Origin of the sequence: Nonomuraea sp. NPDC049646 (assembly GCF_044465525.1) — a bacterium.
Taxonomy (GTDB): Bacteria; Actinomycetota; Actinomycetes; order Streptosporangiales; family Streptosporangiaceae; genus Nonomuraea.
This window is the reverse complement of the sequence record NZ_JBITLU010000009.1, coordinates 372,122-393,791: the sequence shown is the minus strand read 5'-3', so window position 1 is coordinate 393,791 and position 21,670 is coordinate 372,122. Positions and strand designations below refer to the sequence as shown.

Genomic DNA, 21,670 nt, shown 5'->3' with positions numbered 1-21,670 from the left:
TTACACGGAGGAACGATGGCAAGGATCAAGGACGTCGCCGCGCAGGCCGGTGTCTCCGTCGCCACGGTCTCCCGCGTGCTCAACGACAACCCCTCGGTCAACGAGGAGACCCGGCGCCGGGTTTACGACGCGATGAGCGCGCTCAACTACGTGCCGAACGCCGTCGCCCGCTCCCTGCGCACCACCGCGACCAGGACGATCGGCCTGATCATCGGCGACGTCCTGAACCCGTTCTTCACCGAGCTGGCCAGGAGCGTCGAGGACGAGGCCAGGCGCGAGGGCTTCACGGTCGTCATGGGCAACGCCGACGAGCGCGCCGACCAGCAGGACCACTACGTGCGCACGCTGCTGGAGCAGCGCGTCGACGGGCTGCTGATCTGCCCGACCGCCGAGGTCACGCCGCTGGTGCAGCAGCTCGCCGAGGCCGGCCGGCCGGTGGTGTTCCTCGACCGCACGATCTCCGGGCTCGACGTGCCCTCCGTGCGCTCCGACGGCGCCGCCGCCATCGCCGAGCTGGTCCGCCACCTGCGCGAGCAGGGCCACCGCCGGATCGCGCTGGCCTCCGGCCCGGCCACCCTGTCCACCGGCCGCGAGCGCACGGCCGCCTTCGCCGCCGCGATGGCCGCCGAGGGCCTGGAGGTGCGCCCCGAGTACGTGCGCCCCGGCGACTTCCGCGAGGGCAGCGGCCGGCGCATCACCGCCGAGCTGCTCGACCTGCCCGAGCCGCCCGAGGCGATCTTCTTCGGCGACAACCTGATGACGCTCGGCGGGCTGGAGGAGATCCAGGCGAGGGGCCTGCGCATCCCCGCCGACGTGGCCGTCGCCTCCTTCGACGACGTGACCTGGTTCAAGCACACCGCCCCGCCGATCACCGCCATCGCCCAGCCGACGGCCGAGATGGGGCGCCTGGCCGTGCGGCTCGTGATCGGCCGGATCCAGAGCGGGCAGGCGGCCGACTCGCACGTCCTGCCGGCGCGCCTGGTGATTCGCCGATCATGCGAGCGGAAAGGGATCATGGAGTGAGCGCGGAGATACTCAAGGCCGAGGGCCTGCGCAAGGTCTTCCCCGGCGTCGTCGCACTCGACGGGGTCGATCTGAGCCTGCGCGCCGGCGAGGTGCACGTCCTGCTCGGCGAGAACGGCGCGGGCAAGAGCACGCTGATCAAGATCCTGTCGGGCGCGTACCGGCCGGACGGCGGGCAGGTCACCGTCGACGGGCAGCCGGTCGACATCCGGACGGCCGGCGACGCCCAGCGGCTCGGCATCGCCACCATCTACCAGGAGTTCAACCTGGTCCCCCAGCTCACCGTCGCCGAGAACCTGGCGCTCGGCCGCCCGCCGCGCCGGTTCGGGCTGGTGGACAAGAAGCGCATGGAACGGCAGGCCAAGGCGCTGCTCGACCGCGTCGGCGTGGACGTCGACCCGGCGACGCCGATCTCCCGGCTCGGCATCGCCCGCATGCAGATGGTGGAGATCGCCAAGGCGCTCGCGCTCGACGCCCGCGTGCTCATCATGGACGAGCCCACCGCCGTGCTCACCTCCGGCGAGGTCGCCAAGCTGTTCACGATCGTCCGCCAGCTCCGCGACGAGGGCGTCTCGATCGTGTTCATCACCCACCACCTGGAGGAGATCGCCGAGATCGGCGACCGGGTGACCGTGCTGCGCGACGGCAGGTCCGTCACCGAGATCCCCGCGGACACCGCCCAGGACGAGCTGGTCAGGCTCATGGTGGGCCGCCCGATCGACCAGCAGTTCCCGCGGCAGGCCACCGAGCGCGGCGAGGCCCTGCTCAAGGTCTCCGGCCTCGGCCGCAGGGGCGTCTTCGACGACGTCTCGTTCGAGGTGCGCGCGGGCGAGGTGGTCGGGGTCGCCGGGCTGGTCGGCGCCGGCCGCACCGAGGTCGCGCGGGCCGTCTTCGGCGCCGACCGCTACGACGCCGGCGAGGTGGTCGTCCGCGGCACGCGCCTGGCGCCCGGCGACGTGCACGCCGCCATGGAGGCCGGGCTCGGCCTGGTCCCCGAGGACCGCAAGGGCCAGGGCCTGGTGCTCGGCGCGGACGTGGCCGAGAACCTGGGCCTGGTCACCATGCGCGCCGCCACCCGCGCCGGCTTCGTCGACCGCGCCGGCCAGCGGAAGGCCGCCGGGAAGGTGGCCGAGCAGCTCGGCATCCGGATGACCGGCCTGGACCAGGAGGTCCGCACGCTGTCGGGCGGCAACCAGCAGAAGGTCGTCATCGGCAAGTGGCTGGTCGCCGACGCGGGCGTGCTCATCCTCGACGAGCCGACCCGCGGCATCGACGTGGGGGCCAAGGTCGAGATCTACCAGCTCATCAACGCGCTCACCGCCTCCGGGCACGCCGTGCTCATGATCTCCAGCGATCTGCCGGAGGTGCTCGGCATGAGCGACCGCATTCTGGTCATGGCCCGCGGCAGGCTCGTCGGCGAGCTGCCCGCGGCCGGGGCCACGCAAGACGACGTCATGGCCCTCGCGGTCACGGATGTGGAGGGTCCCCGTGCCAAGTAGCACCGTTCCGAACAAGCTCACCGGCCGCCGGTCGCCCGCCGCGGCCTGGTTCGCCGAGAACGGCGCGCTCGCCGCGCTCGTCGTGCTGGTCGTGGCGCTGTCGTTGTTGTCCTCCGACTTCCTCAGCGTGACGAACCTGCTCAACGTCGGCGTCCAGGCGGCCGTCACCGCGATCCTGGCCTTCGGGGCCACGTTCGTGATCGTCACCGGCGGCATCGACCTGTCCGTCGGCTCGGTCGCCGCGCTGTCGGCGATCGTGCTGGCCTGGACGGCCACCAGCGCCGGGCTGCCGTGGCCGGTCGCCGTCGTGGTCTCGCTGGCCGTCGGCGTCGTGTGCGGCCTGGTCAACGCCGCCCTGATCGCGTACGGCAAGCTGCCGCCGTTCATCGCCACGCTGGCCATGCTGGGCATCGCCCGCGGCCTGGCGCTGGTCATCTCGCAGGGCAGCCCGATCGCGATGCCCGACTCGGTCTCGCACCTGGGCGACACGCTCGGCGACTACCTGCCGATCCCGGTGCTGGTGATGCTGGTCATGGGCGTGATCGCGGCCGTGGTGCTCAACCGCACGTACCCGGGCCGGGCCATGTACGCCATCGGCGGCAACGAGGAGGCCGCCCGGCTGTCCGGCATCAAGGTCAACCGGCAGAAGCTCATCACGTACGCGCTGTCCGGCGTCTTCGCGGCGGTGGCCGGCATCGTCCTGGCCAGCCGGCTGGCCTCGGCCCAGCCACAGGCCGCGGCGGGCTACGAACTGGACGCGATCGCGGCCGTCGTCATCGGCGGCGCGAGCCTGTCCGGCGGCAAGGGCAGGGCGCTCGGCACCTTCGTCGGCGCGCTCATCCTCGCCGTGCTGCGCAACGGGCTGAACCTGCTGTCCGTCTCGGCGTTCTGGCAGCAGGTCGTGATCGGCGTGGTGATCGCGCTCGCGGTCCTCGTCGACACCCTGCGGCGCAGGGGAACGAACTAGGAAAAGGAAGTAAAGATCATGCGGATTCCCGCGATTGTCATGGCCGGCGCCGCGCTCACGCTCGGCCTGGCCGCGTGCGGCTCCTCCGGCTCCTCCGGCGACGGCGGCTCCGGTGGCACGTCCTCGGGGGGCGGGGACATCAAGATCGGCATGTCGGTGTCGACCCTGAACAACCCCTACTTCGTGCAGCTGCGCAGCGGCGCGGAGGCGGAGGCCAAGAAGGAGGGCGTCACGCTGACCGTCACCGACGCCCAGAACGACGCCTCCCAGCAGGTGAACCAGGTCCAGAACTTCACCAGCCAGAACATGAAGGCGATCATCATCAACCCGGTCGACTCCGACGCGGCGGCCCCGGCGGTCAAGGCGGCGGACCGGGTCAAGATCCCGGTGATCGCGGCCGACCGCGGCGTCAACGGCGCGGAGGTGGCCCAGACCGTGGCCTCCGACAACGTCGCCGGCGGCAAGCTGGCCGCCCAGGAGCTGGCCAAGCAGCTCGGCGAGAAGGGCAGCGTGGTCGTGCTCCAGGGCACGGCGGGCACGTCCGCCTCGCGTGACCGGGGCCAGGGCTTCGCCGACGGCATCGCCGCGTACCCGAACATCAAGGTCGTGGCCAAGCAGCCGGCCGACTTCGACCGCACCAAGGGCCTGGACGTCATGACCAACATGCTCCAGTCGAACCCCGGCATCACCGGCGTCTTCGCCGAGAACGACGAGATGGCGCTGGGCGCGATCAAGGCCCTGGGCGCCAAGGCCGGCCAGCAGGTCAAGGTCGTCGGCTTCGACGGCACTCCCGACGGCCTGAAGGCGGTGCAGGCGGGCACGCTGGCCGCCAGCGTCGCCCAGCAGCCGTCGCTGCTCGGCCGGCAGGCGGTGCAGGCCGCGGTCAAGGCCGCCAAGGGCGAGACCATCGACAAGACGGTGGCCGTGCCCGTCAAGGTGGCGACCAAGGAGAACGTCGCGGACTTCCAGTGAAACGCGCGGGGATTCTGAACGCCGAGCTGGCGGGGGCCATGGCCCGGCTCGGCCACACCGACCAGGTGCTGGTCTGTGACAGCGGGATGCCCGTGCCGCCCGGCGTGCGGGTCGTCGACCTGGCCTTCCTGCCGGGCATCCCGTCCTTCGCCGACGTGCTCGGCGGGCTGCTCGCCGAGCTCGTCGTCGAGGGGGCCACGGCGGCCGAGGAGGTGCGCGCGGGCAACCCCGGCTGCGCCGAGCTGCTCGCGGCCCGGCTGCCGGGGCTGGCCTACGTGCCGCACGAGGAGCTGAAGCGGCTGTCGGCGGGGGTGCGGCTGGCCGTGCGCACCGGAGAGGCCACGCCGTACGCGAACGTGATCCTGCGGTGCGGGGTGGCGTTCTAGGGACGCCTGCCCCGGGCCACTGGGAAGCGGGCGGAGGAAGATCTACTCTGGCGTCGAGGGAGGCGCCATGACCCACGAGGCAGCAGAGCCGGACCCCGCCCAACTCCGTCGCGTCGCCATGGCGAGCGCGGTCGGCACCACGATCGAGTGGTACGACTACTTCATCTACTCCACGGCCGCCGCGCTGGTCTTCGGCTCCCAGTTCTTCTCCCCGCTCTCGCCCGCGTCGGGCACCCTGGCCGCGTTCGCCACGCTCGGCGTCGGGTTCCTGGCCCGGCCCGTGGGCGGCCTGGTGTGGGGGCACTTCGGCGACCGGCTCGGGCGCAAGGCGATGCTGGTCGCGTCCCTGCTGCTGATGGGCGTGGCCACGGTCGGCGTCGGGCTGCTGCCCACCTACCACCAGATCGGGGTGCTGGCCCCGATCCTGCTGCTGGTCCTGCGGCTGCTCCAGGGGCTCAGCGCCGGCGGCGAGTGGGGCGGCGCGGCGCTGCTCGCCGTCGAGCACGCCCCGCCGGGAAAGCGCGGCCGTTACGGGCTGTACTCCCAGGTGGGCGTGCCCGCCGGGCTGATCCTGGCGCAACTGGTGTACGTCGCGGTGACGGCCGGGCTGTCGGAGGCCCAGTTCGCGAGCTGGGGCTGGCGGCTGCCGTTCCTGTTCAGCGTCGTGCTGGTCGCGGTCGGGCTGTTCATCAGGCTGCGGGTGGCCGAGACGCCGGTGTTCCGGGCGCTCGCCGCCGAGCAGGCGCGCAGCAGGCGGCCCGTCCTCGACGTCTTCCGCGAGCGGCCGCGGGCGCTGCTGCTCGCCTCGGCCAGCTTCGTCGCCAACACCGCGATCGGCTACGTCTTCCTCGCCTACCTGCTGTCCTACGGCACCCAGGTGCTGAAGGTGAGCAGGAACCTCATGCTCGTCGTGGTGATCATCGGCAGCCTGACCTGGCTGGCCGGGATCGTGGCCACGGCGATCTGGTCCGACCGGATCGGCCGCAAGCCGGTCTACCTGGCCGGCTCGGTGCTCCTCGTGGTGTGGGCCGTGCCGTTCTTCCTGCTGGTGGACACCAGGGCGGCGGCGCTGATGGTGGTCGCCGTGGTGGTGCTCAACGTGGGGCTCGCCGCGACGTACGGGCCGCAGTCGGCGCTGTTCGCCGAGATGTTCGAGCCCCGCTACCGCTACAGCGGGGTCTCCTTCTCGTACGCCGTCGGCGCGCTGCTCGGCGGCGGGTTCGCCCCGCTGGTCGCGACCGCCCTGCACGAGGCGACCGGCACGTCGTTGTCGGTGTCGGCGTACATGGCCGGGGTCGGGCTGATCAGCCTGGTGGCGGTGCTGGCCATGAAGGAGACCCGCCCGCCCGTGGCCGCCGGCTGAGTCAGGCCGTGGCGCCGCCGTCGATGACGTGGTCCTGGCCGACGACGAAGCTGGACTCCGGCGAGGACAGCCACAGCGCCGCCGCGGCGATCTCCTCCGGGGCGGCGACGCGGCCGATGGGCAGGGCGTGCCGCATGCGCTCGTCGCGCTCGGCGGGCGTCTCGCCGGGACGCGTGGACATGGGCGAGTCGATGGGACCGGGGCTGACGGCGTTGACGCGGACGCCGTCGGCGATGTGGTCGCGGGCGGCGGTGCGGGTCAGGTGGCTCACCGCGGCCTTGGAGGCGGCGTAGGCGGCGGCCCCGGGCAGGCGCCAGTGGGCGCCGAGGTTGCTGGCCACGTTGACGATCACGCCGCCGCCGTGCTCGCGCATGTAGGCGATCTCGTGCTTCATCGACAGGAACACGCCCTTGAGGTTGACCGCGAGCACGGTGTCCCAGGTGTCCTCGTCGTAGTCGGCCACCGGGGCCAGCATGCCGAAGACGCCGGCGGCGTTCAGCGCCACGTCGAGCCCGCCGTAGCGGGTGACGGCGGCCTCCACCATGGCGGCGACGGAGGCCGAGTCGGTGACGTCCGCGGTGAAGCCGCTGGCCCGGCCGCCCGCCGCCTCGATCTCCTTGACCACCGCGCCGAGCCGCGCGGCGTCCCGCCCGGCGGCCAGCACGGACGCGCCCTTCCTGGCGTACGCCAGCGCGGCGGCCCGGCCCACGACCCCGGTGGCCCCGGTGACGAGCACGACTTTTCCTTCGAACACGACAAGCTCCTAGAACGATCGGTCTCAAATTTGCACGGCAATCATGGCCTGTTCGACCGCGTCGCGCAGGCGGCGCGGGTCCGGGTCGGCCCGCCCGAGCACGCGCAGGCCCTGGAGCAGCACGAGCAGGAACCTGGCCAGCGCGTGGGGGTCCTTCGACTCGGGGATCTCCCCCTGGGCGCGGGCGCGCACCAGCGCGGCGGCCAGCGCGGTCTCCAGCTCCGCCCAGCTCGCCGTCACCCGGCGGGCCAGCTCGGCGTCGCGCGAGGCGAACTCCACGGCCGTGTTGACGACCATGCAGCCGCGCCGCAGCTCGTCGGCCAGGATCTCGGCCACGTACGCGTCGAGGAAGGCGCGGACGGCCGGCACCGCGGGCCCCGGCTGGGCCAGCGGCTCGACCACGTCGCGCCGGGCCAGGTAGCGCTCCAGCGCCTTGACGTAGAGCTCCCGCTTGCCGCCGAAGGTGCCGTAGATGCTGGCCCGCGCCAGCCCCAGCCGCTCGACCAGGTCGGCCATCGAGGTCGCCTCGTAACCGCGCTCCCAGAACAGGTCGAGCGCCCGGTCGAGCGCGACCTCGGGATCGAACTCCTTGCTCCGTGCCACGCGGCGAAGCTACCACATTCGAGAACGAACGGTCTAATTAGAAGAGCCTCTACGGTTCGCGGAACTCCGGGGTCTGGCCGTCGTCCGGCCGGGTCTGGGGCGGGTTGAGGGATTCGAGCGGCGTGTCGTCGGCGACAGCCCGCTCCGCGGCCGCGGTCTCCTCCACCGGCCGCTGCCGCGGGATGCTCAGCAGGCCCAGGCTGTCCTGCTCGCCGCGCCGCCTGATCACGTCGTTGATCGCCTCGGCCATCTCCTCCCTGGAGTAGCTGCCCTCGGGCAGCTCGTTGAGATGGGCCAGCATGTCGGCGGGGATGTGCACGTGCGCGGAGACCCGGGCGTACACCTCGCGCATCGCCACCCGGTCCCGTCCCCGGAACGCCTCGTCCAGGGCTTCCTGCAGTTCGTCCAGCACGGCCTGGTCAGTCATCTCGATATCCCTTCAGTAGGTCTTCGGCCTGTTCTGTCACGTCGTCCACCGAGACGTCGGCGACCCACGTCCCGTCGTGCTCGCAGCGTTCGGCCTCCACGTCCACGCCGCTCGCGCCGCAGGTCGGGCACCGGGTGGTCCAGGAGATCAGCGGCCGGTGCGCGGTCCTGCTGAGCGGCCCCGCGTTGATCACGTTGACGCACGAGTAGACGGCGACCGTGGGCGTGCCGACGGCCGCGGCGAGGTGGCGCGGGCCGGTGTCGTTGGCGACCACCAGGGCGCAGCGCTCGTACAGGGCGGCCAGGCCGCCGAGGGTGAGCGTGCCGACGACGGGGATCACCGGGTGCGCGCGCCCGCGCATCGCCGCGACCGTCGCCTCCACCAGGTCCTTCTCGGCCCAGCTCCCGGTCACCGCGACGGGCCGGGCCAGCCGGTCGGCCACCTCGGCGAAACGTTCTGGGGGCCAGCGCCGCCGCGGGTCCGTCGCCCCCGGATGCAGCGCGACCAGCCCGGCCGGCGGCTCGCCGAACGACTCGGCCAGCTCCGCCCGGTCGCGGGCGGTGACGGCCACCAGCGGTTCGAGCCGCTCGGCGACCCCGCCGACCAGCTCGGCGACCTGGAGGAAGCGCAGCGTCTCGTGCTGGAAGTACGTGTAGGGCACCCACCGGTCCAGTTGCTCGGCGTCCGGGGAACGCAGCCCGGCGGTCACCCGGGCCCCGAGCGAGCGCAGGAACGGGTTGGAGAAGCGCCCGCCGCCGTGGATCTGCACCGCCAGGTCGAACGCCCGTTCCCGCAGCTCGGCGCGGGCCCCGCCGGGCACCGGGTAGCCGGTCTCGGACGTCGAGACGCCCGTGATCGGCGGCAGCGCCACCACGTCGTCCACCGGTCCCGGCCGCCCGGACAGGAACTCGGCGTGCCACGGCGTGCCCAGCAGGGTGAGCCGGGCGTCGGGGTAGGCCAGCTTGATCGCCTCGATGGCCGGCAGCGCGACCAGGTAGTCGCCGATCGCGTTGGCCCGCAGGACGGCGATGCTCCGCACGCCCTCGACCAGGCCGGGCCGGGCCGTCATGGGGTCCCCGGCATGTAGTCGTAGCATTCCGCGCTCCTGTCCGCGACAGTGGCCGGCAGCTCCAGGTGGCAGGCCCGCCTGGAGCGGCAGCCCGGTGTCCGAAGGGCCGTACATAGCGGCCCGGCTACCCGGCAGGGATGGCCCATAACTTCGGTTCCGGACGAACCTAATTGAGCTGATATGCGTTTGAGCTGGGCTTTTACAGGTACTCGCCCTCTATGGGCACCCTGAGGGAAGAGACGGTCAGCGCGGTCGTCGTCGGCGACGTCATGCTCGACTCGTGGCTGCACGGCTCGGCCAAGCGGCTGGCCCAGGAGGCGCCGGTGCCCGTGATGAGCCTGGAGGCGGTCGAGGACGCGCCGGGCGGGGCCGGCAACACCGCGGCCAACCTGGCGGCGCTCGGGGCCCGCGTCCGGCTCGTCGGCGTGGTGGGCGACGACGCCTGCGGCGACCAGCTCGTCCAGGCGTTGCGGCTGCTCGGCGTGGAGACGGACCTGCAGGCGGTGCCGGGACGGCGTACCGCGCACAAGCGGCGGCTGGTCACCAGCGGCCAGCTCACCGCCCGCTACGACGAGGAGGACCTCGACGTCATCCCGCCCGAGGCAGAACGCGCGCTGCTGGCCCGCGTCTCCGCGGCCGTGGCCGGCGCGGACGTCGTCGTGGCCTGCGACTACGGCGGCGGCGTGTTCACCCCGGCGGTGCGCCGGGCGCTGGCCGGGCTGCCGCTGCTCGTCGTGGACGCGCACGCGGTCGCGCCCTGGGTCGAGTGCGCGCCGGCGGCGGTGCTGCCCAACTACGCCGAGGTGGTGAGCCTGCTCGGCGAGGTGGACGCCGCGGCCGACCGGCCGGCGTACCTGATGGCGCGCTCCGCGCAGATCCTGGCCGCCACCGGGGCCGGGATCGTGGTGACCACCCTGGACGGCGAGGGCACGCTGCTGCACCGGGCCGGCTGCCCGCCGTACCGGACCTACGCCCGGCCCGCGCCGCAGCACATGGCGACCGGCGCGGGCGACACCTACACCGCGGCCTTCTCGCTGTGGCTGGCCGCCGGCGCGACGCCGGAGGAGGCCGCCGAGGCGGGCCAGGCCGCGGCCGGCGTGGTCGTCCGCCGTTCCGGCACGTCCATCTGCACCCGTTACGAGCTGCTGCGCGCCCTGCGCCGCCAGGAGGGCACCGTGCAGGCGGCCGAGCGCCTGGCCCAGCTCCTGGACGAGCACCGGCGCAGGGGCGAGCGCATCGTGTTCACCAACGGCTGCTTCGACGTGCTGCACCGGGGCCACGTCAGCTACCTGGAGCAGGCCGGGCAGCTCGGGGACGTGCTCGTGGTCGCGGTCAACAGCGACGCCAGCGTCACCCGGCTCAAGGGCCCGGGACGCCCGCTCAACCCGTGCGAGGACCGCATGTCGGTGCTGGCCGCCCTGAACGACGTGGACTACGTGACCGAGTTCGACGAGGACACCCCGGAACGCCTGCTCAGGCTCATCAGGCCGGAGATCTACGTCAAGGGCGGCGACTACACGCCGGAGATGCTGCCGGAGGCGCCGCTGGTGCGCTCGCTCGGCGGCGAGGTGCTGGTGCTCGACTACCTGCCCGACCGCTCGACGACCGCCATCATCGGCCGCATGCGCTCGGTGCCCGGCGAGCCGGACGGGTTCGGGCCCGTCCCCCCGGCGCGTCCGTCACGAGCGGACGGGGTCAGGCCCGTTCCGCCAGCAGGTCCATGACGAGCGAGCGCACCATCCGCACCGCCTCCTCGACCGCCCCGCGCACCGGCTCGCTCAGCTCCACCAGCACGTCGTCGGTGACCAGCCGGGCCGGCTCGCAGCACAGGACGAGCACCCGCGCGGGCACCCGGCCGAGCTCGCGCGCCATGCGCAGCACCTTGACCGGGTCGAGGCCGTGGCTCTCGGCCGCGATGCCGCCGGGGCCGCCCGGACCGGGCATGTCCGGTTCGAGCAGGGTGAGCGTGCCCGGCGGCTCGCCGCGCGGCGCGGCGTCCACGAGGATCGCGGCCTCGTAGTCGCGCTGGAGCGCGTAGGCCAGGTCGAGGCCGCGGCTGCCGAAGTCGAGCACGTCGGCGGGCAGGTCGTCGTCGGCCAGGCGGCGCACGACCTCGACGCCGAAGCCGTCGTCGCCGAGGAAGACGTTGCCGATCCCGGCCACCAGCACGCGCGGGCGGCAGCCCCCTCCGACGGGTTCGAGCTCCTCGGCCGAGTAGAAGAACCGGTGGCAGGGCAGCCTGGACTCGCCCAGGTCGCGCAGCGGGTCGCCGGCGAGGGTGACGCCGACGTGGAAGCCGCCGTCGTCGTCCCGCTCGACGCTCTCGATCACCGCGAGGCGGCCGTTGAGCGCGAGGTCGAGGATGTCGGCGCGGCTCTTCGGGCGCAGGCGCACCCGGCTGCCCGGGGCCAGCCGCACGCCGTCGACGATCGCCTCGGCCGGGGCCGGCCGTTCCGTCGGGTACCGAGTGTCCATGTCACGTCTCCCGCATGGTGCCGTGCAGGCGCATGAGCTCTTCCGGGGTGAGCGCGGCGCAGTGGTCGAGGAGCTGGTCGATCTCCGTGGCGTCGAACGTGCCGCTCTCGGGCGCGACCTTGGGATGGTCGTAGAGGATGACCGGGGCCGACAGCATCGTGTGCCGGTCGCCCTCCTCGCCGACCAGCACCGGCCAGGTGCCGATGTTGTGGCAGCCCGCGGCCAGCGCGCGCAGCCCGTCGGGCGGCTCCGTCAGCGAGACGAACCGGCCGCCCGGCGAGCTCACGACCGTGTGCGCGGAGATCAGGGTGTGCTTCATGGCCTCCGCGCGCGAGTCGCCCTGCCACGGGCTGGTGTTAGCCACCCGGACGGTGAGCCGGAACAGGCCCTCGCGCAGCCGCTCGGCGAACACCTCGGCCCGGCCGCTCAGCGCCTCCCAGCCGCGCAGCAGCACGCCCTCGCCGTCGAGCCATTCGGCGCGCTGGCCCGGCGGCACGTGGATCTCCATTCCGGCCGGGCGGGCCAGCAGGTCGGCCAGGCGCAGCCCCGTCTCGGCCACCTCGCGCTCCTTGGCCTCCTCCCGGGGCAGGTGGCGGGCGCCGCCGACGGTCAGCTCCGGCACGCAGACCAGCTCGCCCTCGCGCTGGACGGCCACCTCGCAGGTGACCAGGTGCAGGAAGCGCACGTGCACGTCCACGACGTCGTCGCCGCCGGCCTCCAGCAGGCACTGGGTCTGGGTCAGCCACGGGTTACCCTCGTGCGCCCGGCCGTAGGACTCGGGGTGCACGCCGCCGAACGTCCAGCGCCGCCGGTCGGGCGGGGCGGAGTGGCGGCTGGGCCACAGCAGGTAGCCCCCGTAGAGGACGGCTCGGGCGATGCGCCTCACGTGGTCCATCTGCCGGCCCCCACGCCGGGCGCCGACCGGACGATCTCGACCTGCTCGACCTCGGGGGCCGCGTCGCGCACCGCCCGGCGCGCCGCGTCCGCCGCGTTCCCGTCGTCGTCCGGAAGGCGCAGGCGGACGAGGTCGCCCTCGACGTCGATCACCTCGGCGCCGGTGCCGCGCAGCGCGTCCTCGACCCGGGTCCGCACGTCGATCGGGTGGAGGTCGTGCAGCAGCAGCAGGTGGGCCACCACGTCGTCGGCGGCCAGCCGGGCGGCCAGGTCGTCGTCGGCCGCCGCCATGATCCGCGTCAGGCCCTCGCCGTAGAGGTCGAGCAGGGCCTGGGCCAGCTCGACGGCGGGCGGTTCGGCCCGTTCGAGCAGGCTCTCGATCCTGCCGATGCGTGCGTTCAGCGACATGACGCCTCCAGGACGGTCACGCCGTCAGGAAACCAGTCGTATTTAGCGGCATTCATCGGCCTTAAGCCCCCCAAGTGGCCATTGCAGAGGTTCAGCGATGGCGTCGTTCGGTATCCGATCAGTACCTCTACGTAGCGGGCATACCGCGTCGACGAAGGCGGCAAACCATGACCCGGACCCTGCGCGCCCGCGGCGCTAGACCAGACGGACCGGCCCGGCGTCGATCGGCACCCGGAACAGCGCGTACGGGTACCGCCGCCGGTCGTGCCCCTCCTGGAACCTGGCCTGCCGGTGCAGCTGGTTGGCCGTCACGTACAGGTGGCCGTCGGCCACCGACAGCGTGTCCGGCCACAGCAGGCGGGCGTCGTGGACCAGGGTGTCGATCGTGCCGTCGGGCGCCCGGCGCAGCACCGCGTTGTGCTCCCAGTCGGTCAGGTAGATGTGCCCGGCGTCGTCGGCCTCCAGGCCGTCGGCCGAGCCGCCCTTGTCGCCCTCGTCCCTGACCGTCGCCGCCACTTCTGCGTCGTCCAGCGCGCGGTCGACCAGGGCGTCCGTGGACACGCTGTACCAGCGGCGGGAGAGCAGCGGGCAGTACCAGAGCCGCTCGCCGCCGGCCGGGAGCGCGATGCCGTCGGCCCCCATCAGGACGGGCGACGGCGGCCCGTCCTGCGGCCGCTCCAGGAACGGCCTGCCCTCCACGACCGGCACGAAGTCCGGCGGCCGCTCCGCCTTGGTGCTCGGGTGGTCGTGCAGCCGGCGCCACGCCTGCCCGCTGGCCAGATCGACCACGATGATCCCGTTGGGCCCCTTGTCGGCGGAGTCGGTGAGGTAGGCGACCCCTTTGCGCAGGTCGAAGCGCACGTCGTTGAGATAGGACGTCTCCAGGGCGACACCGCGGTCGAACATGATGACCTTGACCACGGTGTCGGTCTCCAGGTCCACGCAGACGAGCTTGGGCCCGCCCTTCCTGGTGGGCCGGAACATCGGGCTGCCGGTGTCGAGGATCCACAGCCGGTCAATGGGATCGACGACCACGCTCTGCACCGAGACCAGCCACTTCGACGGCTCGTCTGCCTCGGTGTTCCACTCCTGGTCGGGGTAGGGGACGGCCTTGCCGTCCCGCAGCTCGACCACGGTCGCCGGCACGTCGTCACCCCATTTGGGGAAGTTCACGAATATCCGGCCGGCCCGGGAGACCGTGACGCCGGTCGGCATCGGGCCGGACTCGAAGGCGTGCACGAGCTCCAGCTTCCCGATGGGCTCATCGACCGGCTGAACGCCGTCGCGGCCGTTCCCCTTCGCCATGTCCCCCCCGTTCCCGGCCCCCCGTTCCCGGACCCGCGGGGCATCTGCCCAGCTCAGGCCGGGAGAAACAGCGCCCTCTCCAGCCAGGGCCGCAGGACGGGCAGCACGTTCGCCGCCTGCATGGCCCCGGCGTGGTCGAGCCCGTCGAGCACCTCGACGTCCCAGCCCAGCGCCTCGATGGCGGCCCGCTCGCGGACCACCGGGCCGGCGATGCTGACGTGGGCGCCGCCCCACCGCTCGCCGTAGGCAATCTCGTCGGCGGACCCGACGAAGCACAGGCGGGGGCAGGACAGGCGCACCCGGCTGTCGTCGAACCCGCGCAGCGCCCGGTACAGGGTGGCGAACTGCCTGGCCTGGCCCTCGCTCAGGGTCACCTCGGTGGACGACCAGTCGCCCGGCTCGCCCGTCCCCGCGGCCGGCGGCGTGGCGGTCTTCGGCTCGACGGCCATCCGGTACGTGGCCTCGGTGACCTTCAGCATCTCGGCGTAGGGCCCGCCGAGCGGCGGGTAGCCGCCCATGACCAGCGCCGAGAGCCGGTCGGTGCGCAGGGCGAGCTGGAGCCCGCTGAGCGCCAGCCAGGAGTAGCCGTAATAGGCGAACCGGTCGGCCCCCGCCGCGTCGGCCACCGACAAGATGTCGGCCGCCACGTTGTCGGGGGTGAGCGTGTCCGGCTTGGGATGGGCGAGGACGTGGCCCTCGTAGTCGAAGGCCACGACGCGGAAGCCGTCGGACAGGCCGTCGATGAGCGAGCGGCCGAGCGCGGGGTCGGCCCCCCACTTCCGCATCTCCTCGGCCGCCTCGCCCTCGATCGGCTTGGGGTTGACGGCCAGGAGCACCACCGGGCCCGAGCCGTGGACCTCTGCCTCGATGGTGCTTCCGTCGTGCAGCGTCGCCGTGGTCACCGGCGGCCTCCCTGAATTCGATACACCATAAACTGTTGTCCTCGGCGAGGATAGCTTATGGCGTAAAGAGTCGCAAAGGGCTGGGCATCGGCACGCAGCGCATGTCCGCGCCGTCCGCCTCCAGCCAGCGCAGCAGCAGGTTGGCCTTGGCGGGCACGGACGCGGCGGCGAGCAGGTCGCGCAGCTCCTCGGGTTCGCCGTGGTCCTCGGCGCAGCCGGCGAACACCGATCTCGCCTCGGTCCACAGCTCGGTCCACAGCTCGGCGCGCAGCTCCGGATGCCGCTCGGCCACGGCTCCGGCGATCTCGCACAGGTTGTTGACGACCAGGCAGTACAGCAGCCGTTCCCAGCCGTAGGCGGGGCTCACGACGGGCGTGCGGGCGCCGGGCAGGCTGTGGCGGTCCGCGGTCAGCTTGACCCCCTCGTGGTCGCGGAAGATCGCCTGGCCGGGCAGGCCCCGCGCGTCCACGCCGATGAGCACGTTCTGCAGGTGGCATTCGAGCACCACGCCGTGGCGGAAGTAGGCGTGCAGGACCGGCGGCACGACGTGGTCGAGGTAGCGCCGCCACCACCCGAGCGCCTGGCCGGCGTCGAGGCCGTCCAGCGGGTTGCCGGGGAAGCCCTCGCTGACCCCGGCGGCCAGCAGCGCCGTCAGCCCCGGCCGCAGGTGCCCGCCGAGCCCGTCGCGGACGATCACCGCCAGCGCCTCGCCGCCGTCCCCGCCCAGCTCCAGGCTGCGGTAACCGCGGTCGCCGAGGACGGCGGGCCGCGGCCGGTGCTCGGGCAGGTCGTCGAAGGCCGCGCCCAGCAGGTCGTCGATCAGGCCCAGCCAGCGCAGGTCGTGCAGCCACAGGCGGCGGATGTCGTTGGTGATCCGCACGTCCAGGCTGAACTTGCAGAACAGGTCGGCCTCCGGCAGGTACACCGTGCGGATCGAGGCCGTCGCCACCGCCCGTTCGGGCGTGAGGCCGAGGTGGCGCTGCTCCCTGAGCCCGCCCAGCAGCTCCACCTGCCAGGGGTGGGCGGGCAGCAGCGTCAGGCCGTCGGGGGCGGGCGGGCCCAGCCGGTCGAGCGCGCTCGCGTCGCCCTGCTCGACCAGCGCCTCGGCGGGCACCCCGAGCAGCGGCAGCGCGAAGCTCGCGCGCGCCTCCGGCGAGTAGGGCAGCCAGGCGTCCGGGCCCGATCCGCCGCGTGCCTTGGGGGCCGGGTGGTAGCGGTGACCGGCGACGAGCGCCTGCTCCGAGCGCAGGTACAGGTCGGCGGGCGGGGTGGTGGCGCGCTGGGCCGACAGCAGCGCGGCCATGACGTCCCTGCTCTCCATGATCTCCTTGGCCAGGGACGGGTTGGCGTGGCCGGTGCGCGCCCGCAGCTCGTCCTCGGTGAGCGCCACCAGGCCGGCCAGGGAGAGCGGGCGCGGGCCGCCGGGGGTGCGCAGGGCGGGCGCGCCGGGGTACCGTCCGGGGCGGACGTGCAGGACGTGCCCGGTCGCGGGCAGCACCCATACGCCGTCCTCGGCGGTCGCGGGTTCGGCCACCTCGCGGAGCAGGCAGTTGAGCAGGGCCGTCACCGCGAGGGCCGTGGCCTCGTCCGCGGCCTGGTGGTCTCGCGCCTCGGGTGCCGGACCGGCCGGTGGGAGGAGGCCGTCGATATATGCCATGGCGACCTGTCCTACCCTTTTGTACCGATCAGTGTCCACAGGGTTCCTACCTGGGCATGTTCCTGGATACGGGGGGGTTCATGCGGCATACTGCGGCGCGGTTCGCGAGGGAGCTGGCCGCGGTGCGCCCGGACCTCACGCCCGGCTACGCCGCGGCCCTGCCGGGGGCGCGGGCCGCCGTCATGGGACGGCTGTGGCGGGGCCTGCTCTGCGAGCCCCTGCCCGGCCTCGCCGAGCCGGTCGCCGTAGGAGGCGACCTGCGCGTACGGCTCTCGGACGGGCGCGAGCTGACCGGACGGCACCGGCTGCCCTACGACCTGGCCGACGAGCCGGAGCTGCGGCTGGACGGCGTCCCGTACCCGGACCCGGCCGAGCTGCTGGCGGCGCTCGGCCTGCCCGGCGCGCAGGGGCTGGTCGCCGACCTGGACAACAGCGTCGCCTCCCTGGCGTTGTCGCGGGCGGGCGCGGCCTTCCCGCTGCGCGAGCCGGGCCCGGAGCGGTACGAGCAGAGCGTGGTCGACGGCCATCCCTACCATCCGGGCTGCCGCAACCGGCCGGGGGTGTCGGTGGCCGAGCAACTGGCGTACATGCCGGAGCACCGGCCCGTCGTCGCGCTCGACCTGGTCGCGGTGCCCGCCGCCGAATGCCTGGTCACCGGGCCGTGGCCGGGCTCGCTCATGGACGGCGACCGGCTGCTGCTGCCCGTCCACCCCTGGCAGACCCGGCACGTGCTGGCCGGGCTGGGGGTGCGCCCGTACGCGGCCGGGGCGTTGCCGTGCCATCCGCTGATGTCCGTACGGACCCTCGCCCCCCTGGACGGCGGCCCGCACCTCAAGACGGCGTTCACCACCCGGATGACCTCCGGCGTCAGGGACATCTCCCCCGGCTCGGTGCGCGACTGCGTCCCCCTGTCGGACCTGCTCACCGCCCTGTCGGCGCGGCTCGGCGGCCGTCCGCGCATCGCCCGCTACCTGTCCGGGGCCGCGGGGGCCGTGCGCGGCGAGCACACCGCCGACCTGTCCGTCATGCTGCGCGATCCGACGCCCCGCGTGCCCGGCCACACCGTGCTGCCCGTCGCCGCCCTCACCGCCCCCGCCCAGTGGGACGCGCCGCGCGGCGAGGAGGCCGGCGAGTGGCTGGCGGCCTTCGCCGGCGTGGCGACGGCGGCGGCGCTCGGCCTGCTGGCCCTGGGGGTGGCGCTGGAGGCCCACGGCCAGAACCTGCTGGTCGTGCTGGACCGGCGGGGCCGCCCGGTCGAGCTGGTCTACCGCGACCTGGCCGACGTCCGGATCAGCCCGGCCCGGCTGGCCCGCAACGGCTTCGGGACGCCGCCGGTCAGCCCCCGGCTGCTCAGCGACGACCCCGGCGTCCTGCACGCCAAGCTGTTCGGCTCGCTCGTCGGCACCACGTTCGGCAGCCTCGTCTCCCTGCTGGGAGAGGGCGACCGTACCGAGGAGTCACGCCTGTGGGCGGTCGTGGCGCGGGCCGCGCGGCGGGCCTTCGACGCGCTCCCCGACACCGCCGACGTGCGCGCCGACCGCGCGGCCCTGTTAGGCGAGCGGATCCGGGTGAAGGCCCACCTGCTCGCCCAGCTCGCGGGCGCCCCGCCCGGCGACAGCTGGACGACGCTGCCCAACCCCCTCACCCAAGGAGCCTCCTGGGCCCTCGCTCACGCACGGTGAGCGCCTGGCTCTTTTCCCGCAGGAGGAGGAATATGGGGCATGCAGCCGGACCCTGCGGCGCGTCGATCAACGATCACGCAGAGTTCAGGGAAGGAGCGAATCCGATGATGCAGCTCTCCGTACGGCTCGTGCCCGTGGGCGACACCACCCTGGTGGTCGCCCTGGCGGGCGAGCTCGACTCGACGACCAGCCCCATCCTGGCCGCCTTCCTCGACCCCCTGCCGCGCTCGCGGGTGAAACACGTGATCGTCGCGGCGGGCGACCTGTGGTTCTGCGACCTGAACGGCCTCGAACAGCTCGCGATCACCCACCGGGCCATGCAGGAGAAGGGCGGCCACCTGGCCGTCGCCGAGGCCCAGCCCGCGCTGTGCCGCCTCATCGCGCTCATGACCGAGCACGGCGGCACCGCGATCCCCCTGTTCAGCACGATGCCCGACGCCCTGGCCGGGACCGGCGTCGAGATCTACGAGCAGACCGGCCCGCCCAGGCCGGTCAGCCGCCACCTGGCCTGCTTCCGCCGGGCCCGCGACCCCCGCTCCGAGCAGCACCACGGCACCCGCCGGCTGCGGCCGCAGGAGACGCCCATCACCCCCGACCGCCAGGAGAACCTGCCGCCGCCCGGCCGCTGGTCCGCGATCGTCGGCCGGCTGCGCTCGGCCAACGCCGACCTGCGACGCGCGAACGACGAGCTGCGCTCGGCCAACGCCGAGCTGCGCCACGCCAACGACGCGCTCACCGCCCGCGCCGCCGAGCTGCGCCGCGCCAACGACGCGCTGGTCGCCCGCACGGCCGAGCTCGACGAGGTCGGCCGGATCACCGCCTCGCTGGTCCACGGGCTGGGCGACGCGGCGGTGGTGCTCGACGCCGACATGCGGGTGCTCATCTGGGGGGCGGGGGCCGAGGAGTTGTGGGGGGTGCGGGCCGGGGAGGCGGTGGGCCGTCCGCTGGCCTCGCTGGGCACGGGGTTGCCGGTGGAGCGGATCGTCCCGCTCGTGCGCGACGCGCCGGCCGGGGGCACGAGCCGGGCCGGAGCCAGGAGGGTCGCGCTCGACGCGGTCAACGGCCGGGGCCGGCCGACGCAGCTCACCGTCGAGCTGTCGCGCCTGCGTCCCGGCGACGACTCGGGGCACGGCCTGATCATCGCCATGAAGGTGCCGCGCCCCGGCGACTCACATGATCGCTAGCTGGCCGCCGTCGATCACCAGCTCGGTGCCGTGGACGAACGCGGCGTCGTCGGAGGCGAGGAAGGCGTAGGCGGCGGCGACCTCCTCGGCGAGCCCGGCCCGGCCCAGCGGGATGTGGTCGCGCTCGTAGGCGGAGACGAAGTCGTCGGCGAGCCCCGACGAGATCGAGGCGTTCAGCGGGGTGCGGATGTAGCCGGGGCACAGGGCGTTCACCCGGATGCCGTGCCCGCCGAGCTCGACGGCCATGGTCCTGGTCAGCAGCAGCACGCCGCCCTTGGAGGCGTTGTAGTGGGCGTAGTCGGCCTCGCCGCCGAGGCCGTTGGTCGAGGACATGTTCAGGATCACGCCGCCCGTCCCCCGTTCCACCAGGTGGCGGGCGACGGCCTGGGCCATCAGGAACATGCCGCGCAGGTTCACCGCGATGATCCGGTCCCAGTGGCCGGGGGTGATCTCCAGGAACGGCTCCCGCCAGGCGGTGCCGGCGTTGTTGATCAGCACGTCCACGCCGCCCAGGGCCTCGATCGCACCCGCGACCAGCCGTGCGACGTCCTCCTCCGAGCTGACGTCGCCGGTCAGCCCGCCCACGTCGCCGAGCGGCGCGAGCTCGGCGACGGTGCGCTCGACCTCGTCGCCGTCCAGGCCGGTGAGGACCACCCGCGAGCCCTCCTCCAGGAACCTGCGGGCGGTGGCGGCCCCGATGCCGCTGCTGCCCCCGCTGATCAGCACCCGCTTGCCGGCCAGTCCGCGCATGACGCCGTCCTTCCTCAACGTGCCGCGACGCGCAGACCTGTGGTGACCTGCCCGTTGGGTCATCAGAAAATAGCATTGATTCCGTATCCTGCACTGTCGTTCCGTTACACGGAACCGGAGACCGCGTCGGGGATCTCGGAACTGCATTCTGTGACCACATCAGGCGGGGGTGTCACGGCCGGACGACCGTGACACCTCCGCCGTGGCCCTAGCCCGGGACGGGCAGGGTCTTTGTCACTTGCACGGCTTGTACGGCGTGTCCTTCAGCGAGTAGTCCACGGCCTTCTTGATCGCGTTGATGCCGAGCTTGGCCGCCTTGGGGCAGAAGGACGACGGCGCCGTCTTGTACTCCACCTGGAACACCGGCTTGCCCGCCTTGACGAAGACGCTCAGCTCGCCGCACTCGTCGAACTGGAAGCACTCCTCGTTGACGGCGTAGTCGAAGCTGGACACCAGCTCGGCCGCCTGGCTGAGGTCGTTCTTGAGCGCCGCGGACAGGCCCTTGCGGTGGGCCAGGTCGGCCAGCGCCTTGTTGTAGACGAGCTGGGTGGCGGGGCTGACGGTCCAGCCGGTGACCGACTTGCCCTCTTCGTGGGCGTTGACGACGTCGAACTCGACCCCGTCGAAGCCGGCCTGGACGCACTTGTCGACCCGGGCCTCCATCATCTTCAGCAGGAAGTCCCGCTGGCCCTGGTCGTTGTTGATGTTGGCCCAGCGCTCGTTGGGGAACTCCGCGCTGAACGGCTTGCCGAGCAGGGAGTTGCCGTGGCTCTTGTGCCAGGCGACGAACTGCTGGTAGTCGGGCCGGTACTCCTCGATCGAGCCGGCGTCGACGTAGCAGACGGCCTTCGCGCCGCGGGCGTGGACGGCCTTCACCGCCGCGGTGTTGAGCGTGGTGTTGTTGCCCACCACGTCGCCGTCGGCGTACAGGTCGATGTCGAACACCGCCGGCCGGACGCAGGCGCCGCCCGACTGGGGGACCACGCAGATGTCGACGTTGACGCCGCCGGTGGCGGCGTACTTGGCGTTGCCCTGGAGCTGGTACTGCCAGCGGCTCTGCAGCGGCGGCCGCCACGGCCCCGCCTGCGCGGTCTGCGCGGCCTCCCCCGTCTGTGCCGTCTGGGCTGTCTGGGCCGCTTGGGCCGGTGCGGCGAGCGCCGCGAGCGGCGCGCAGCTCAGGGCCGCGACCGCGGCCAGCCGGGCTAAGAGAGTCATGGTTCGCACGTTCGCGCCCTCATTCCGTCTGGTGGAACTCTAGTCTGCATCGTGGATGCGTGACTATACTCGCCGCACGCAGCGGGCCGCCACGCCCGCCGTGCTCTGTGGAGGGAACCCCATGGCACGACTCAT

The 21,670-nt window shown here is 73.2% G+C and carries 21 protein-coding genes; 9 read left to right on the top strand and 12 right to left on the bottom strand.

Features of this window, described 5'->3' with window-relative positions:
- The first annotated feature begins 15 nt into the window (after positions 1–15).
- The 6 genes from ACIBQ8_RS28230 (at position 16) to ACIBQ8_RS28205 (ending at position 6,210) form a co-directional block, all read left to right on the top strand.
- Positions 16–1,023 (top strand): LacI family DNA-binding transcriptional regulator, encoded by a 1,008-nt coding sequence (locus ACIBQ8_RS28230; RefSeq protein ID WP_352358770.1) that lies wholly within the window; start codon positions 16–18, stop codon positions 1,021–1,023.
- Positions 1,020–2,522 (top strand): sugar ABC transporter ATP-binding protein, encoded by a 1,503-nt coding sequence (locus tag ACIBQ8_RS28225; RefSeq protein ID WP_397178607.1) that lies wholly within the window; start codon positions 1,020–1,022, stop codon positions 2,520–2,522. The genes ACIBQ8_RS28230 and ACIBQ8_RS28225 overlap by 4 nt, the downstream gene beginning before the upstream one ends.
- Positions 2,512–3,489, top strand: coding sequence for an ABC transporter permease (locus ACIBQ8_RS28220; RefSeq protein WP_352358766.1), 978 nt, complete (start codon positions 2,512–2,514; stop codon positions 3,487–3,489). The genes ACIBQ8_RS28225 and ACIBQ8_RS28220 overlap by 11 nt, the downstream gene beginning before the upstream one ends.
- An 18-nt stretch (positions 3,490–3,507) precedes the next feature.
- A complete protein-coding gene (locus ACIBQ8_RS28215; RefSeq protein WP_397178606.1) occupies positions 3,508–4,461 on the top strand; it encodes a substrate-binding domain-containing protein in 954 nt (317 codons plus the stop codon).
- Positions 4,458–4,847, top strand: coding sequence for a D-ribose pyranase (rbsD, locus tag ACIBQ8_RS28210; RefSeq protein ID WP_397193369.1), 390 nt, complete (start codon positions 4,458–4,460; stop codon positions 4,845–4,847). The genes ACIBQ8_RS28215 and rbsD overlap by 4 nt, the downstream gene beginning before the upstream one ends.
- Positions 4,848–4,914: 67 nt before the next feature.
- On the top strand, positions 4,915–6,210 hold the full coding sequence (locus tag ACIBQ8_RS28205; protein ID WP_397178604.1) for an MFS transporter: 1,296 nt from the start codon (positions 4,915–4,917) through the stop codon (positions 6,208–6,210).
- A gap of 1 nt (position 6,211) precedes the next feature.
- On the opposite strand, the gene ACIBQ8_RS28200 is transcribed toward ACIBQ8_RS28205, so the two are convergent.
- The 4 genes from ACIBQ8_RS28200 to ACIBQ8_RS28185 are packed head-to-tail and all read right to left on the bottom strand — an operon-like array spanning position 6,212 to position 9,090.
- A complete protein-coding gene (locus tag ACIBQ8_RS28200; protein ID WP_397178603.1) occupies positions 6,212–6,964 on the bottom strand; it encodes an SDR family NAD(P)-dependent oxidoreductase in 753 nt (250 codons plus the stop codon).
- Between the two features lie 24 nt (positions 6,965–6,988).
- Entirely contained in the window at positions 6,989–7,567 is a 579-nt protein-coding gene (locus tag ACIBQ8_RS28195; RefSeq protein ID WP_397178602.1) for a TetR/AcrR family transcriptional regulator, read from the bottom strand.
- A gap of 49 nt (positions 7,568–7,616) precedes the next feature.
- Positions 7,617–7,994 carry a hypothetical protein gene (locus ACIBQ8_RS28190; RefSeq protein ID WP_397178601.1) on the bottom strand — a complete coding sequence of 126 codons (378 nt, stop codon included), beginning with the start codon at positions 7,992–7,994 and terminating at the stop codon, positions 7,617–7,619.
- A complete protein-coding gene (locus ACIBQ8_RS28185; protein ID WP_397178600.1) occupies positions 7,987–9,090 on the bottom strand; it encodes a glycosyltransferase family 9 protein in 1,104 nt (367 codons plus the stop codon). The genes ACIBQ8_RS28190 and ACIBQ8_RS28185 overlap by 8 nt, the downstream gene beginning before the upstream one ends.
- A gap of 191 nt (positions 9,091–9,281) precedes the next feature.
- Here ACIBQ8_RS28185 and rfaE2 point away from each other — a divergent pair, with 191 nt between their 5' ends.
- Positions 9,282–10,787, top strand: a complete 1,506-nt coding sequence (gene rfaE2 / locus ACIBQ8_RS28180; RefSeq protein ID WP_397178599.1) for a D-glycero-beta-D-manno-heptose 1-phosphate adenylyltransferase — start codon at positions 9,282–9,284, stop codon at positions 10,785–10,787.
- Here the strand turns inward: rfaE2 and ACIBQ8_RS28175 are convergent.
- The 6 genes from ACIBQ8_RS28175 to ACIBQ8_RS28150 form a co-directional block, all read right to left on the bottom strand.
- Positions 10,759–11,538 (bottom strand): hydrogenase maturation protease, encoded by a 780-nt coding sequence (locus tag ACIBQ8_RS28175; protein ID WP_397178598.1) that lies wholly within the window; start codon positions 11,536–11,538, stop codon positions 10,759–10,761. The genes rfaE2 and ACIBQ8_RS28175 overlap by 29 nt on opposite strands.
- A 1-nt stretch (position 11,539) precedes the next feature.
- Positions 11,540–12,433 (bottom strand): hypothetical protein, encoded by an 894-nt coding sequence (locus ACIBQ8_RS28170; protein ID WP_397178597.1) that lies wholly within the window; start codon positions 12,431–12,433, stop codon positions 11,540–11,542.
- Positions 12,421–12,840 carry a hypothetical protein gene (locus ACIBQ8_RS28165; RefSeq protein WP_397178596.1) on the bottom strand — a complete coding sequence of 140 codons (420 nt, stop codon included), beginning with the start codon at positions 12,838–12,840 and terminating at the stop codon, positions 12,421–12,423. Before ACIBQ8_RS28165 ends, ACIBQ8_RS28170 begins: the two co-directional genes overlap by 13 nt.
- 195 nt (positions 12,841–13,035) lie before the next feature.
- On the bottom strand, positions 13,036–14,145 hold the full coding sequence (locus ACIBQ8_RS28160; protein WP_397193368.1) for an L-dopachrome tautomerase-related protein: 1,110 nt from the start codon (positions 14,143–14,145) through the stop codon (positions 13,036–13,038).
- Between the two features lie 53 nt (positions 14,146–14,198).
- A complete protein-coding gene (locus tag ACIBQ8_RS28155) occupies positions 14,199–15,047 on the bottom strand; it encodes an alpha/beta fold hydrolase (RefSeq protein ID WP_397193367.1) in 849 nt (282 codons plus the stop codon).
- A gap of 55 nt (positions 15,048–15,102) precedes the next feature.
- Entirely contained in the window at positions 15,103–16,704 is a 1,602-nt protein-coding gene (locus ACIBQ8_RS28150) for an IucA/IucC family protein (RefSeq protein WP_397193366.1), read from the bottom strand.
- 80 nt (positions 16,705–16,784) lie between these two features.
- On the opposite strand from ACIBQ8_RS28150, the gene ACIBQ8_RS28145 reads away from it, so the two are divergent.
- Both ACIBQ8_RS28145 and ACIBQ8_RS28140 read left to right on the top strand, forming a co-directional pair.
- Positions 16,785–18,386, top strand: coding sequence for an IucA/IucC family protein (locus tag ACIBQ8_RS28145; protein ID WP_397193365.1), 1,602 nt, complete (start codon positions 16,785–16,787; stop codon positions 18,384–18,386).
- Between the two features lie 104 nt (positions 18,387–18,490).
- Entirely contained in the window at positions 18,491–19,570 is a 1,080-nt protein-coding gene (locus ACIBQ8_RS28140) for an STAS domain-containing protein (protein WP_397178591.1), read from the top strand.
- On the opposite strand, the gene ACIBQ8_RS28135 is transcribed toward ACIBQ8_RS28140, so the two are convergent.
- Together ACIBQ8_RS28135 and ACIBQ8_RS28130 are read right to left on the bottom strand one after the other, a co-directional pair.
- Entirely contained in the window at positions 19,556–20,320 is a 765-nt protein-coding gene (locus ACIBQ8_RS28135; protein WP_397193364.1) for an SDR family NAD(P)-dependent oxidoreductase, read from the bottom strand. The genes ACIBQ8_RS28140 and ACIBQ8_RS28135 overlap by 15 nt on opposite strands.
- A gap of 234 nt (positions 20,321–20,554) precedes the next feature.
- The gene (locus ACIBQ8_RS28130) at positions 20,555–21,535 is read right to left on the bottom strand and encodes an endo alpha-1,4 polygalactosaminidase (RefSeq protein WP_397178589.1); all 981 of its coding nucleotides are present in this window, start codon (positions 21,533–21,535) and stop codon (positions 20,555–20,557) included.
- Between the last annotated feature and the right edge of the window lie 135 nt (positions 21,536–21,670).